The sequence below is a fragment of the Acinetobacter sp. 802_lipA genome (genome assembly GCF_058242885.1).
The window spans coordinates 23,815-38,635 of sequence record NZ_JBZAYP010000002.1 but is presented as its reverse complement, the minus strand read 5'-3'; the positions used below and the strand labels follow the sequence as shown (position 1 = coordinate 38,635).

Annotated in this window: 11 protein-coding genes, 1 pseudogene and 1 other annotated feature; of the genes and pseudogenes, 3 read left to right on the top strand and 9 right to left on the bottom strand. The window is 39.6% G+C overall.

The features are described from left to right. Positions 1 to 29: 29 nt before the first annotated feature. Positions 30 to 1,264 (top strand): IS3 family transposase gene (locus AC4CU3_RS17890; protein WP_490738342.1). Its coding sequence is split into 2 segments (ribosomal slippage): positions 30 to 306 and positions 306 to 1,264, totalling 1,236 coding nucleotides; the frame shifts between segments, so codons are not numbered across the junction. Beyond that, positions 305 to 421, top strand: a sequence feature (AL1L pseudoknot). It overlaps the preceding gene by 117 nt. 1 nt (position 1,265) lies before the next feature. Here AC4CU3_RS17890 and AC4CU3_RS17885 read toward each other — a convergent pair. Continuing rightward, entirely contained in the window at positions 1,266 to 2,429 is a 1,164-nt protein-coding gene (locus AC4CU3_RS17885; protein ID WP_490738474.1) for a hypothetical protein, read from the bottom strand. An 11-nt stretch (positions 2,430 to 2,440) separates the two neighbouring features. Then, positions 2,441 to 3,037 (bottom strand): hypothetical protein, encoded by a 597-nt coding sequence (locus AC4CU3_RS17880; RefSeq protein WP_279044957.1) that lies wholly within the window; start codon positions 3,035 to 3,037, stop codon positions 2,441 to 2,443. 253 nt (positions 3,038 to 3,290) lie between these two features. Here AC4CU3_RS17880 and AC4CU3_RS17875 point away from each other — a divergent pair. Both AC4CU3_RS17875 and AC4CU3_RS17870 read left to right on the top strand, forming a co-directional pair. Then, positions 3,291 to 4,423, top strand: a protein-coding gene (locus AC4CU3_RS17875) for an IS3 family transposase (protein WP_228255337.1) whose coding sequence is annotated in 2 segments (ribosomal slippage) — positions 3,291 to 3,543 and positions 3,543 to 4,423 — 1,134 coding nt in all. Because the reading frame shifts where the segments join, the coding sequence is not laid out codon by codon here. Positions 4,424 to 4,484: 61 nt separating this feature from the next. Beyond that, positions 4,485 to 4,787: pseudogene (locus AC4CU3_RS17870) on the top strand (IS3 family transposase); the annotation flags it as partial. Positions 4,788 to 4,979: 192 nt separating this feature from the next. Here AC4CU3_RS17870 and AC4CU3_RS17865 read toward each other — a convergent pair. From AC4CU3_RS17865 to AC4CU3_RS17835, 7 genes are all read right to left on the bottom strand, one after another. After that, positions 4,980 to 5,345 carry a copper-binding protein gene (locus AC4CU3_RS17865; RefSeq protein ID WP_004726733.1) on the bottom strand — a complete coding sequence of 122 codons (366 nt, stop codon included), beginning with the start codon at positions 5,343 to 5,345 and terminating at the stop codon, positions 4,980 to 4,982. A 33-nt stretch (positions 5,346 to 5,378) separates the two neighbouring features. Next, the gene (locus AC4CU3_RS17860; protein WP_171265366.1) at positions 5,379 to 8,525 is read right to left on the bottom strand and encodes an efflux RND transporter permease subunit; all 3,147 of its coding nucleotides are present in this window, start codon (positions 8,523 to 8,525) and stop codon (positions 5,379 to 5,381) included. Between the two features lie 13 nt (positions 8,526 to 8,538). Next, positions 8,539 to 10,038 (bottom strand): efflux RND transporter periplasmic adaptor subunit, encoded by a 1,500-nt coding sequence (locus AC4CU3_RS17855; RefSeq protein WP_004726737.1) that lies wholly within the window; start codon positions 10,036 to 10,038, stop codon positions 8,539 to 8,541. Then, the gene (locus AC4CU3_RS17850; protein ID WP_004726739.1) at positions 10,038 to 11,342 is read right to left on the bottom strand and encodes a TolC family protein; all 1,305 of its coding nucleotides are present in this window, start codon (positions 11,340 to 11,342) and stop codon (positions 10,038 to 10,040) included. Before AC4CU3_RS17850 ends, AC4CU3_RS17855 begins: the two co-directional genes overlap by 1 nt. A gap of 80 nt (positions 11,343 to 11,422) precedes the next feature. Next, the gene (locus AC4CU3_RS17845; RefSeq protein WP_002071399.1) at positions 11,423 to 11,818 is read right to left on the bottom strand and encodes a hypothetical protein; all 396 of its coding nucleotides are present in this window, start codon (positions 11,816 to 11,818) and stop codon (positions 11,423 to 11,425) included. Between the two features lie 111 nt (positions 11,819 to 11,929). After that, positions 11,930 to 12,850 carry a copper resistance protein B gene (locus tag AC4CU3_RS17840; protein WP_279045237.1) on the bottom strand — a complete coding sequence of 307 codons (921 nt, stop codon included), beginning with the start codon at positions 12,848 to 12,850 and terminating at the stop codon, positions 11,930 to 11,932. Continuing rightward, positions 12,837 to 14,744, bottom strand: coding sequence for a copper resistance system multicopper oxidase (locus AC4CU3_RS17835; protein ID WP_279045235.1), 1,908 nt, complete (start codon positions 14,742 to 14,744; stop codon positions 12,837 to 12,839). Before AC4CU3_RS17835 ends, AC4CU3_RS17840 begins: the two co-directional genes overlap by 14 nt. Positions 14,745 to 14,821 lie beyond the last annotated feature (77 nt).

Sequence of the window (14,821 nt, the reverse complement as noted above, 5' to 3'; positions counted from 1 at the left end):
GAGAGTCAATATTCTGAGAGACTACCCCGATGACAAAATTAAAATATACCCCTGAAATCAGAGAAAGAGCGGTTCAATTATTGATTGAATCTGAAAAAGATTATCCTTCTACTTGGGCTGCAATCACAGCAATTGCGCCTAAGATTGGTTGTACTCCTGAAACACTTCGTGCCTGGCATCAAAAGCATTTAGATCAGCAAAATCCTATTAAAGTACAACAGATATCTGATCAAGAAAAAATGAAGCAAATGGAACGTGAAATTAAAGAATTAAAGCGTGCCAATGAAATTCTACGTAAAGCAGCCGCTTTTTTCGCCCAGGCGGAGCTCGACCGCCCACACAAATAATGGTGGATTTCATCCATAACAATAAAGACTTATATGGTGTTGATGCGATTTGTAGAATTTTACCGATCGCACCTTCAACCTATTACCGGACTCTAGATCTCTGCGATGAGAAGCATTGCTTCGCAAGGGAACATCGAGCAAAGCGAGATTTACATGACTTGCATCATGCTGAGGAGATTAAACGAATTTGGAAGGAAAGTTCAGGTCGATATGGTGTACGTAAAGTCTGGCAAAAATTAAAACGTGAAGGCTATATTATTGCACGCTGTACTGTTGCTCGATTAATGAAAAAACTAGGTATACAAGGTGTTTGGCGAGGTAAGAACAAACAAACCACCCGTAGCCGAGATGACCAAAAACGAGCAGATGACTTGGTGAAACGGAATTTTAGAGCTGATCAGCCTAATCACTTGTGGGTTGCTGACTTTACCTATATTCAAACAAATTCAGGCTGGGTCTATACCGCCTTTATTATTGATGTGTTCTCACGAGCAATTGTTGGATGGAAAGTATCTACACGGATGAATACAGATATGGTGCTCGATGCACTTGAGCAAGCATTGCACGATCGAGGCATGCCAAAGAATGTGATTCATCATTCCGACAGAGGTGTGCAATATCTTTCCATTCGCTATACCAATCGTTTAGAAGCAGCAAATTTACGAGCATCAGTCGGTACGACTGGTGATTCATACGATAATGCTCTGGCTGAAACGGTGAATGGCTTATACAAAACAGAGGTGATTGAATATTTAAAAGCAGATTGGCAAGGTTTAGCAGATGTACAACTTGCGACACTAAACTGGGTAGATTGGTTCAATAAAAAGCGTGTACACAGTGCACTGGGTTATGTATCGCCTTTTGAGTTTGAAGCAATGTACTATGATAAGATTAACCCGTTAGGTCAGGTGGCCTAACTTAAATAAAAAAATCTCCGACAAACCCGGTACGGTTCACATCCAGATTAGGAATCTCTTGCCACAAGACATAATCCATATGCTTAAAAATGGCAAAACCGGTCTTTTCCAAGCCTTTTAAAAATAGCTTCACGTGATTAAGCTGTGTAAATGGCTGCTGATCCTCACGTGCTTTTCTAGAGTCCCCCTCCTCCGCCATATTCAGTACAATGTTTAAATGGATTTTAAGTTTTTCTAGCAGTAAGGCTTCAGGCTGATTCCCCGTTTCAATTTCACTCTGTTCTTTTTCCCAGCACAGCAATGGCGAAGTGCTTTGTAATTGATGCCCTTGCGATCTATTGATTAGCTCCTGAATCCGTCGATAACATAGCATCGCAAAGGCATTGAAATAAATATTTTGGGTTTGCCATAACTCCGCCTCTTCTTCGCCATCCTGACGATAGATGTTGCCATACTTTGTCGAGGGCAACGTGTATGAAAAGACATAAGCTTTTTGAACCTTTTCGTCACCTGAATAGATCGGAAGCAAGCCACTATCCAGGTTCATATGAAAAATCGCATCATGAATGGCTATCAGTCGTTCAGGTTGCATGCATCCCTGATCAAAAATTAATGAAATACACAGACATTCAAACAAGGTATTCACTAATTTTTGTTGCTCTTTAGCCGTAGAGTCTAAGAGGATACCTTGAGTTTGTTGTTTGAGATAATCCGCCCAATTCACATACAGTTTTTCTTTTACCTCGACGAGCATAGTACCCTGCTGTAACTTTCGTCCTGAAAAAACGTTGTCTAGACGTTTAGGTGTGTAGACGATCCAATCGGGCAACTTAATCTCATAGCTCTCGGCATAGAAAGGGTAATCCTTTTGCCACTGCTGGTTTTTCTCCTTACAAATCTGTTTCACTTGTTTAAAACAGAATTGAAGGTAATCTGCAGCATTGTCCTTAAATTTGGATATTTGGCAGAGCTGCTCTAAAACTGCTCTATGGATATTGAACTTGTCCAGAATTTGCTGGTCAAGCCACTTAAAATCAATTTGAGCAAGGTCAGAATTTACATCTGTGTATGTAGCAGTGATCAGCTGAGAAGTTTCCTTAAAAATGTCGGCGATTTCTCTTTTAATGGCATTTTCTAATTGCGTAACGAGTGATGTATCAAGCACAAGATGGTCCTTTAAAGCACTTCAAGCTTTGCGATTTCTAGTTTGTTGAGCAAGCTTTTAACTTGCTGCTGAATGTCGTGTTTGTAGAGATAAGGGCTTAATCCAGAAATGTGACTGAATCCCATGCTTTGCTTATCATGGGTATATAGCGTATTGTGAATGTCACCACTCAAGGCGAGATGATTTTTAGTGAAATGCCTTGGCCAGTTTTTATAAATCTGCACGGTCTCTTTAAGGTAATTCGTGACAAAATCAGCAGACATGGGCTGTAACTCCAAATGCTCCACGACTTCCGCAAGATTCACCTGACCTTTTTGGGACTTGATCCGAGGATGTGAGATGACATAGAGCATAAAACCATCGTTTTCCAATTTCACTTTAAAACTAGTTATCCCGAGTGTCTCGATGGTTTGCGTCAGATATTTTCGATATGCATTGAAATGATCCTGCCAGTAGCCTGTAACAGGAACAGGACGTCCTACTTTTCGTGAATCAGTTTTTTTATCATGCACATAAAGCAGTTGTGCCTTAGGATCGTAATGTTTGAGTAACCCCGGCATGCCGACTATTGGACGTACCGTCAGGCAGATTAAGGAAAGATGCCACATCCAAATGCTGTAAGCATTCAGCTTCTCGATCAGATTCGCTTGAGTATTGGCTAATGTGTTTTTGACAAAATGATAAAGCTGATTAAAAAATTCACTCGCGGCCTCTACAGTCCAGCATCGCTGACTGCCGATACGTTCCTCACGATGAAAAATATGACCAGGGTGAGAGGTGGATCAGGAAATTTGAACAACACTTATAAGTGATATTTTGCTCCCCAAATGATGTTATAAACATCAATATATGGAGTATTTTATGGCACGTAGACCAAGAAGAAATCATTCAAATGATTTTAAAGCTAAGGTAGCACTTGCTGCGATTAAAGCAGAAAAAACACTTGCTGAATTGAGTGCTGAATTTGATGTTCATCAAAACCAAATTATCGACTGGAAAAATCAACTGATTTCAGCTTCCTCGCAAGCTTTCGATCAATCAAAAGCTCCAACAGAACCACCCATCGATCTAAAAAAACTACATGCAAAAATCGGTGAGCAGGCATTAGAAATTGATTTTTTAGAAGGTGTGTTGAAGAAACTGGGCCGCTTCAACCACAAAAGTTAATCGATGACTCACTTCAGATTTCAGTATCTAAGCAAGCTCAGCTGCTGAAAGTCTCCCGTGGTTGTTATTACTATCGCCCAAAACCTGTGAGTGCATCAGATCTGAAGCTGATGCGCTGTATTGATGAATTACATATGCAATACCCTTTTGCAGGTAGCCGTATGATGCGTGATTTGTTGAATCGTCAAGGACATCATATAGGACGACGTCATACACGTACTTTAATGAAGAAAATGGGCATTAATGCGTTATATTGCAAACCAAATTTAAGCCAGGCTAATCAAGCTCACCGCAAATATCCATATCTGCTCAAAGGATTGGCTATTCAGCGCAGTAATCAAGTGTGGTCTACGGATATAACGTATATCCCTATGGCAAAAGGCTTTGTTTATTTATGTGCTGTGATTGATTGGCATAGCCGCAAGGTACTTGCGCATAGAGTATCGATTAGTATGGAGGTTACATTTTGCATAGAAACATTAAATGAAGCTATTGAAAAATATGGTCGACCTGAAATATTTAATACAGACCAAGGCAGTCAGTTTACCAGTGATGCATTTATTGATGTATTGAAATCAAATGGCATTCAAATCAGTATGGATGGTAAAGGTCGATGGGTTGATAATGTGATGGTTGAACGATTATGGCGGAGCGTTAAATATGAAGAGGTGTATCTCAAAGCCTACAGCAATGTTTTGGATGCGAAGAAGCAATTAAACGCATATTTTGAATTTTATAATTTGAAACGACCTCATTCGAGTCTGGACAAAATGACTCCAGATGAGTTTTACTATGACCAGCTACCACAACAAAATAAGGTAGCTTAACTAGAGCAGAGTATCACTTATAAATAAGCTTTTAGTTGTTCAAACATGTGGGACCACCTCTCAATATCTTTCTATTCGCTATACCAATCGTTTAGAAGCTGCAAATTTACGGGCATCAGTCGGTACAACTGGTGATTCATACGATAATGCTTTGGCTGAAACGGTGAATGGCTTATACAAAACAGAGGTGATTGAATATCTAAAAGCAGATTGGCAAGGTTTAGCGGATGTACAACTTGCGACACTAAATTGGGTAGATTGGTTCAATAAAGAGCGTGTACATAGTGCACTAGGTTATGTATCACCTTTTGATTTTGAAGCAATGTACTATGATAAGATTAACCCGTTAGGTCAGGTGGCCTAACTTAAATAAAAAACTCTCCGACAAACCCGGTACGGTTCAAATGCTTTCTTGCCTTACAGTGGAATTGATAAAATAAAATTCAAGAATTGAACTATATAAACTGGAATTTTTAAAGCGATCTTATTTAACTTCTATAAAAATGCCAATAGCGTCTAAAGGATATAGCACTACTGGCATCATATACTAAGGCTGTTATAGATTTTTAGCCTTCACAGTGATGACTATATAATTTTCTCCTTCTGCTTTTAATTCAAAGTCAACTTTATCTCCTACAGTTAAACCATTTAATAAGGATGGGTCAGCAACTTTAAAGCCCATCTTCATTGCTGGCCAATTAATCGCAGGAATTGCTTCATGGTCGAGTGTTAAAATATTTTCTTTCGTATCAATAGCAGTAATCACCCCAACGGCTTGAGCCGTTGTAGCGGTAGAAGACTCCTTATTCATCTGCTCCATAGGTGCGTCTGCTTTCTTCTGCTCTGATGCTTCATTTTTACTACATGCGCTTAATGCAGCAATAGTGGTAACAAGAGCAATAATTTTCATGAATTTCAACATAATAAAACCTCTTTAGACGAAATAATAAAACGATCAATGTGTTGATAGTTTTCTTTTGATTAAAAGCTGATATGCAGCTGGGATAACAAACATTGACAGTAGAGGAGCTGAAATCATGCCCCCAACCATAGGTAAAGCAATACGGCTCATCAATTCGGAACCTGTCCCAGTCCCTAAAAGTATAGGAATTAAGCCTGCCAAAATGACGGCAACCGTCATGGCTTTAGGACGAACGCGTAGTACAGCTCCTGTTCGGATTGCATCATTGAGTTGTTGCACCGTTAAAGACGCTGCTGAAGAAGGTAAATGTTGTTGGGTATGATCTATCGCTTGTTTTAAATAAAATAGCATGACCACTCCAAACTCTGCGGCAACACCGGCAAGTGCAATAAAACCAACAGCAATTGCCACTGAAAAGTTATAGCCACTCAAGTATATGGCCCAAATACCACCAATTAAGGCAAAAGGTAGAGTCAACATAATCAGAGCAGCATCTTGTACTTGTCTAAAGATCAGGTAGAGCAATAGAAAAATGATCATCAAAGTAATTGGAATTATTACTTTTAGTCGAGCATTTGCACGTTCCATAAACTCAAACTGGCCTGAATAGCTGATGCTCATAGCAGGAGAAAGTTTGACTTGCGAATCAATGGTTTGTTTCAAATCTTGTACAACTGAAGCTAAGTCACGTCCTTGCACATCAATATAGACCCAACCACTAGGGCGGGAATTTTCGCTCTTCAGCATTGGAGGGCCATCTGTAATCTGGATATTGGCAACGCTACTTAAGATAATTTGCTGACCTGACTCGGTAACAACAGGTAAATTTCTCAAAGCTTCCAGTGAGTCTCGAATCTCTCGTGGATAACGTACATTAATAGGATATCTTGCTAATCCCTCAACAGTTTCACCAATATTTTTTCCACCTATCGCTGATGACACAATTTGCTGTACATCATCAATATTAAGACCATATCGTGCAGCTTGCATACGATTGATATCAACATCAATATACCTGCCACCCGTGAGCCGTTCAGCTAAAGCTGAGCTAACACCAGATACCGTTTTAGCTGCTTGTTCAACTTGTTGTGCGACCCGATCAATATCTTGTAAATTGTTTGCTGAAATTTTAATTCCGATGGGACTTTTAACCCCAGTCGCCAACATATCAATCCTGTTACGAATAGGCGGTACCCAAATATTCGTTAAACCCGGCACCTGAACTGCCTTATCAAGTTCTTTCACCAATTTTTCAGGTGTCATCCCAGCACGCCACTCAGATCGAGGCTTAAATTGAATTGTTGTTTCAAACATCTCCAAAGGCGCTGGGTCTGTAGCTGACTCAGCTCGTCCAGCCTTACCAAATACCGTTGCAACTTCCGGAATGGTTTTAATCATCCTATCTGTTTGCTGTAGCAGTTCAGAAGCTTTGGCTGCGGACAATCCCGGTAAAGCCGACGGCATATATAGTAAATCGCCTTCATCCATTTTAGGTAAAAATTCTCCACCTAAACGGGTCAGAGGGTAAAGGCTCACTAGAAAAATAAGCAATGCAACCAGTAATGTCGTCTTTGGATAAGCTAAAACTTTATCCAACATAGGACCGTATATTTTGATGAGAAAACGATTTAGTGGATTACGTTGTTCTGAGGGTAATTTCCCGCGGATCCAATACCCCATCAATACTGGAATTAACGTAATGGATAAACCAGCTGCCGCTGCCATGGCATAAGTTTTGGTAAATGCCAATGGTGAGAACAAGCGTCCCTCTTGTGCCTGCAAGGTGAAAATAGGAATGAAGGATAAGGTAATGATGAGTAGACAGAAAAATAAAGCTGGACCAACTTCACTGGCTGACCGAGCAATAATATCCCAACGTTCTTGTGGTGCTAAGATTTGATCAGGATGCTCATGCTGCCAAGCTTCTATATGTTTGTGTGCATTTTCTACCATTACCACCGCAGCATCGACCATGGCCCCAATCGCAATGGCAATACCACCCAGAGACATAATATTGGCATTTAACCCCTGATAATACATGACCAGGAAAGCCGATAAAATCCCAAGTGGTAGAGAAACAATAGCCACCATTGCTGAACGTAAATGCCATAGAAACAGTCCGCAGACTAAAGCCACCACAATGAACTCTTCAATCAATTTATGGCTGAGATTCTCTATAGCCCGATCGATCAATTGACTACGATCATATACGGGAACCACCTGCACACCTTTTGGTAGGCTCTGTTGTAATTCCGCGAGCTTTACTTTAACAGCAGCAATAGTTTCACGTGCATTTTTACCTGCTCGTAAAATCACAACGCCACCAACAGTTTCACCTTGTCCATTCAGTTCACTGATACCACGACGCATTTCTGGTCCAAGCTGTATCGTTGCAATATCACCCAAAGTAACTGGAACACCAAAACGATTTGTCCGTAGTGGGATCTGGCGAAAATCATCTAATGTTTTTAAATAACCAGTGGCTCGTACCATATATTCGGTTTCAGCCATTTCCAAGACTGAACCACCCGTTTCTTGATTAGCTTTTTGAATCGCTTCAATGACATTATCTTGAGTAATACCTAATGACGCCATTTTGCTTGGGTTTAAAACAACTTGATATTGTTTAACCATCCCTCCAATAGTAGCAACCTCAGCCACATTGGGTAATGTCTTTAGTTCATACTTTAAAAACCAGTCTTGTATGCTTCTCAGTTGTGAAAGGTCATGTTGTCCTGTTGGATCAACTAATGCATATTCATAAATCCAGCCAACCCCTGTAGCATCTGGCCCTAATGATGATTTCGCATCCGCAGGCATTTTTCCTTGTATCTGATTCAAGTATTCCAAAACACGTGACCGTGCCCAGTAGAGGTCTGTATGTTCGTCAAAAATGACATATACAAATGAATCACCAAAAAAAGAATAACCACGAACAGTTTTAACACCAGGTACTGATAACATCGTTGTTGTTAAAGGGTACGTCACCTGATTTTCAACAATTTGTGGTGCCTGACCTGGGTAATTAGTTCTGACAATCACTTGCACATCAGATAAATCTGGTAAAGCATCAACCGGAGTATTTTTTACAGCCCAAACACCCCAAGCTGCCAGAATTAAAGCTGCCAATAAGACAAATACACGATTCAAAATTGAAAAACGAATAATACGGGCGATCATAATAGTTCTCCCGTTAGTTCTTCAAAGATGCCATAGACATCTTTGAAATGTCAGAAATGACATAAGCATCTCCAACTTTTGTAAAACTAAAATTGACCTGGTCACCTTGCTGAATTCGGGTAAATGGTTGTACGGGCTGTTTAAAGCTCATGGTCATAGCACCCCAGCCCAACTCAGGAATAGCCTGATGTGAAATAGTAACTTCCTGAGCTGTGACTTTTTCAACTTTTCCAATGCCTTGATATTTTGATGTCTTAACTGCTTGAGAGGGGGTAATAGATTTTCCAGTATTCAGCTTATCGAGTACGCCCTGTAAATTTGCTTCAGAGTCAATCAAGAATTGTCCTGAAATTACAACTTTTTGACCTACTTTCAAACCTTCTAAAATTGCAATCTTATTTCCATCACTTTGCCCTAACTGAACAACAACAGGTTCAAAACGTCCTTGCTCATGAGCCACAATGACAATATTACGGGTGCCTGTACGGATAACAGCCTGCTCTGGAACTATTAAACTGCTTTGAGGATTGCTAGATAGTTTGACAGAGGCAAACATCCCCGGTTTGAGCTGTGCCTCTTTATTAGGTAATTCAATACGAACTTTTATGGTTCTGCTAGTAGTATCTAAGGTAGGTAAGATATCAATTACTTTACCCGAGACTATTTGAGGGTATGCTGTAAAAGTAACTTCGACTTTACTTCCTCGTTTTATCCCAGCAATTTGTGTTTCAGGTATTGCTGCTTCTAACCAGATTGGGTTAATCCCTTTAATGATGGCCAGCGTTTGCCCCATAGCTAAAGCCATTCCATTGCGGACTTCTAGTGAATCAATAAATCCACTAATGGGAGCTTGCAAAGTTATATTAGATTGCACTCGACGAGTTCGCTCAACTTGATGAATCACATTTTGTGGTATTCCTAAAAGCTGCAAACGTTGACGGCTTGCTTGAATAAGGGAACGATCTCCAGTACGGAGCACAGCTAAAAATTCAGTTTGCTCTCCAGTCCATTCGGGTATTGAAATATCAGCAATAGGACTCCCTTGCCTTACCATATCTCCTACAGCATGCCCATACACTCGCTGAACAAAGCCACTTGCTCTAGTTTGTAAAATAGCTGTTTGCCGTTCATTAGCCTGTAATATGCCATTAGTAAACATGGCATTTCCAATTACAGCCTGTTCAACTGTGCCGTAACGGATGGCTAAATTTTGTTGAAGAGATGGATCTATTTTGACTGTAGGACGACTTTCATCCGTCATCGCAGTATTTTCGTCTGCATATTTAGGCACCAATTGCATATCCATGAATGGAGACTTGCCTGGCTTATCAAAATGCTGTTCTGGCTTCATAGGGTCATACCAATACAATACTTTGGCATCCTGTTGCTGACTTGCCGATGTCGATTGAGGACTCTCGTTCTGTTGTGCAAACCAATATCCAGTACCACCGCCTACAGCCAAACTAATTGCAGCAATACCCATGACAGTCACTGCCAGTTTATTTTTTAACATTATGGCTGCCCCTCAACATGATTTAAGGTAGGTTCGACAAAAGTAAAATAGAGTTGTGCTGTTGTAATTGCCTGTTGTTGTTGAAGATCAATGAGACGCAATCGTTGTTCTAGAAGAGCTTGTCGGGCGGTAATGATATTGGTCAAATTAGTTTTCCCCGCTTGATAACTTGCTAACTGTAAACCCACTTTTTGTTTGGCAAGAGGAATACTCTTTTGCATCGTGCGATTAATTTGTTGGTCAAGAGCGTCAAGATCAGATAACCCTTCATCTAACAAGGTGAGATGTTCACGATACTTAACCTCTTGATCGGCAGTAATCCGGTTTTGTTCAGCTAAAGCTGCTTGAATGAGTGGACCACTCCGTTTTTTTGAAAAAACAGGGAGTTCAGTTGTGAGTTGCACACCGATCATATCGCCAAACTCAGGTGCTCGATGCTGATAAGCAAACTCAATGCCCCAATCTGGTTTTTGCAAAGCTTGAGCTTGCCTAAGTTTTGCTTCAGCCGTTTTCTTTTCAGCCTGATAAGCTTTTAACTCAGGATGTTGGTGCAAGTGATGATACAACTTTGATGTATCAAGAGAGATTATTGGTGCTTGGGTAGATAAGGTTTCAATTTGAGAGATGTTTTCAGTTGGTTCTGCACTTACCAGTCGATGTAGTTCTAACTTGGCCTTTTTTAAATCTCGAAGTAAATCATCTTTTTGATCGAGTAGAACATTACTTTCAAGTCTTGGATCAAGTGCATCAGCAACCATAGTTCGACCCGAAGTAACTTGTGTTTGAGAAATTTGAGAAAGCAAGCGATTTTCTGAGAAAAGATCATCATATAACGCCAATTTTCTCTCAAGATAAAAGCGCTTAAACCATGCTGATGCGACTTTCTGTCGTAACTCAATACGTAAAATCTCAGTTTGAGCATTGGCTGAACCCAATTCAGCTTTCGCTAACTCTACATCGGCTTGCCTTTTGGCGCGGTTTGGAAAATCTTGCATAACACCAATTTTCTGCATGGTCATGCCATCTTGAGTAACAGACCATGCAGCATCACCGGATACAGGGTAATTCTCTAAGCCCACAAATAGTTTAGGGTTGGGTAAAATACCTGAAGCTGAAACCATATTCTCAGCTCCCTCAATCTGAGCACTATTTGCTCTTAGGGTAGGTGCATATTGCTCAGCAAGCTTCAAAGCTGTATCCAATGTCAGTGGCTCGGCATAAGCTTGACCATAGATCAAAGAGAAACAGATCGTAGCTATCTGCCATCTCCCCCCCGGGGATAGCTTTTCTTTATAAAAGTTCATATTTTAAGCTCTAAAATGATATACACGCGCACGTGTAGAACATCCATAGAAAACTCTATGAATGACGAAGAATTATCAAATTAGTTAGAGCGTGGGGGCTTCCATAAACCTGAAGGGTATGGAGCAGGAAGATTTTGATCTGGAAAATAAAAGACTGATCGCTCTACGGGTGAGAATACCGTTGAGTGCAAAATGCTTTGAGGATCACTGGCGTACGCAATTTTGGCAAAAGACATAATGCAATCTTGCTCAGACATACAGGAAGGATCATGTAGCGTTTTTTTGACCTTTGCTTCAACTTTCATACAGTCGGTATGCATCATATCCTGGTTTTGAGATGCTTCCATTTGCATGGATTTCATCTGTTCAGATGGCATTAAACACCGCTTATGTACAGACGAAGCAGCAGCAGCCGATCCTACTAAAAGGATAGCAAATGATAAAAACAGCGATAGGCATGTTTTTAACCACTGCATAGAGATAAGACCAAAATTTAAGCTTTTTTAGTTTTACAGATTCGAAAATAAATAGTAATAATTCATGAATAGTAGCCGAAGCTACCATTCATGAATCCAAATCATACTATTTTAAAAAACTAATTCGATGCCTGCACCATATTTCCATCCCTTTTCAGACTCTGTTGCCTCTTGCATAGAAGTGGCTTTCTGTCCTTTTTCATATTGGTAAGCAACATCAATGAAAGGTTTAATTCGCTTAGTAATCTCATATCGGGTTTTGATACCAGTTTTTAGTTCTGATAAACCTGATTTTGCAGCATAGTTAGAATCATCACTAAATACTACATCTGCTTCGATATAAGGTTGAGTAATAAGTTTCTGAGTTAAAAGCAAATCACGGTCTAATTCAAAACTTGCTCCCCAAAAGTTATTCTCGCCACCGTATAAATAAGCTTGTGTTTCAAAGAAATAAGGAGCTAATCCTAATACACCAATAACACCATCAACTCGATCACTGTTGCTGCTATTTTTATCTTCGCTATATCTTACACCAGCTTGTACATCCCAAAAGGGTGCTACATTACGGCTATAAAGTGCAGATACATCATATTTAGGATCATTGCTTTCTGCTTTGTCCAAATTTGCTTCAATAAATAGACGATTTTCATCTGTCCCAATTAAAGTATCAAACTTTGTTCCTAGGTTGCCCTTACCGTCTTCATCAACTATCCATGCATTTTCAAGTCTTGTTAGTTGATAAATTTGTCCGCCATGTTCTTTAAGATGATCATCATTAGATGGGGCTGATCTCTTTCTTGCGGTCAGAATAATATTATCTCCCCCATTTGCATTTTCCATTGAATAATATTCTGGATACAATTCTTGGGGGCTATATCTTAAGCCACCAGACTCCTGTAAAAGAATTTTCATATTTTTTGTAATATTACTGTCTTGTACAGGCGTTTCATTTTGAGCGAACGTTAGATTTGATAATCCAAATAGCGCAATCATCAAAGTTGTTTTTGAAAACAAATTATTAGTGATGTGCATGTGGATTTACTCCCTTCTCATTTACTTGGGACTGAGGAACAGTCTTTGTAGAATTACCATCTTCCACTTGAGCTACAATGAGTTTATTCATCATTCCTGCACTCATATGGTAAAGCAGGTGACAATGAATAGCCCACTCACCTAACTCATCAGCTGTGAGTAGAGTGGTTATCGTTTTCCCAGGTGGAACAATTACCGTATGTTTGTTTGGCATATTGCTTGGATCCTGACCATTCTCAAGCTGCATAAACATGCCATGTAAGTGCATTGGGTGAGCCATCATACTGTCATTGACAAATTTTAAGCGAATACGTTCACCATACTTCACCACTAGTGGGTCGGCTTCATTAAATTTTTTACCATTTATTGTCCAAATATAACGCTCCATGTTTCCACCAAGACGGATCTCTATTTCACGTTCAGCTGCACGAGTGTCTTTTTGAGGATCTAACGATTGCAAATCACTATATTGCAATGCTTTATTACCTTCAGGTGTTGAAGCATTTGCCCATCCAAATACGGTATTATCATTCTTGTCTGAAGCCGCCTTAACAGTAGCGCTATTCATCGGCATATCATGATCCATACCTTTCATAGAAGACATATCATGATCCATACCTTTCATAGAAGACATATCGTGATTCATGCCTTTCATAGAAGACATATCATGATTCATATCTTTCATTGAAGACATATCATGATCCATACCTTTCATAGAAGACATATCGTGATTCATACCATGCATCGAATGGTCTTCAGATGTCTTATTTGGCATTGAAGACATATCATGGTTCATACCAGATGAAGAGCCATGATCCATCCCCATATCCTCCATAGTCAATAAAGAACGAGGACGAGGCTTAGGCATCTCAATTTGTTTGACTGCTGGTCTGCTTTCTTCATGTAAGGTTCCAACCGAAAATCCAGTACGATCAATAGATTCAGCTTCGATTTGATAATGGGCTTGTTTCGGTTCAACAATGACATCATAAGTTTCAGCAGTACCAATACGGAACTCATCTACAGGAACGGGCTTTACAGGTTGACCATCAGCACTGACTACAGTCATTTTTAGGTTTGGAATGCGTACATCAAAGAATGACATAGCGGAAGCATTAATAAAACGAAGGCGAACTTTTTCACCAGCTTTGAAGTTGCCCGTCCAATTTTGCTGAGGTGTCTTGCCATTCATTAAAAATGTATAACCTGTGACATCGGACATATCTGTTTTCAGCATTCGCATCTGATTCCACATAGAACGGTCTTGCCAAGTCGCTTTTAGCCCATCACGTTTAACTTGTTTTAATACATCGAATACTGTTTCGCGGCGGTTCTGATAGTAGTCTGCTTCTTTTTTAATATTTTTCATAATTTGATCACTTGTTGAATTATGAAAATCAGAAAGCAAAACAACGTAATCTTTATCGGTTTTTTCAGCAGCTGTTAGTGGAGTTTTATCTTTAGGATAAATAACAAAAGCACCATATAAACCGTCTTGTTCTTGTCCTTTACTATGTGAATGATACCAATAAGTACCATTTTGGCGGACTTTAAACTTATATTCATACGTTTTATTAGGGGCAATGCCATGAAATTTGTTAAATCCAGGTACACCATCCATAATTCCAGGTAATAATAAGCCATGCCAATGGATTGAAGAGTCCTGATTTTTTAACTTATTGTGAACACGGATAACGGCCTCATCACCTTCTTCAAATTCAAGAAGTGGTGCAACGAATTTACCATTTACAGTAATTCTCTCAACTGGTTTTCCTGTGATATTTACAGTTTGTTCAGCGATTGTTAAATCATATTCTTTAACTGCCGCCATTACCCAAGTTGATGAAAATAAACCAACTCCAATTAAGAGTATATGACTTAACTTTTTTGACATTCTATCTCACCTTTAGATTTTTTGACATTCTATCTCACCTTTAGAAAGGTCAAGATTGAAGTAATAAAGCAAATATT

Coding starts and splice junctions, on each gene's coding strand:
- AC4CU3_RS17880 (WP_279044957.1), bottom strand. CDS start 3,037: ATGTGGCATCTTTCCTTAATCTGCCTGACGGTACGTCCAATAGTCGGC.
- AC4CU3_RS17865 (WP_004726733.1), bottom strand. CDS start 5,345: ATGTTGAAATTCATGAAAATTATTGCTCTTGTTACCACTATTGCTGCA.
- AC4CU3_RS17860 (WP_171265366.1), bottom strand. CDS start 8,525: ATGATCGCCCGTATTATTCGTTTTTCAATTTTGAATCGTGTATTTGTC.
- AC4CU3_RS17855 (WP_004726737.1), bottom strand. CDS start 10,038: ATGTTAAAAAATAAACTGGCAGTGACTGTCATGGGTATTGCTGCAATT.
- AC4CU3_RS17850 (WP_004726739.1), bottom strand. CDS start 11,342: ATGAACTTTTATAAAGAAAAGCTATCCCCGGGGGGGAGATGGCAGATA.
- AC4CU3_RS17845 (WP_002071399.1), bottom strand. CDS start 11,818: ATGCAGTGGTTAAAAACATGCCTATCGCTGTTTTTATCATTTGCTATC.
- AC4CU3_RS17840 (WP_279045237.1), bottom strand. CDS start 12,850: ATGCACATCACTAATAATTTGTTTTCAAAAACAACTTTGATGATTGCG.
- AC4CU3_RS17835 (WP_279045235.1), bottom strand. CDS start 14,744: ATGTCAAAAAAGTTAAGTCATATACTCTTAATTGGAGTTGGTTTATTT.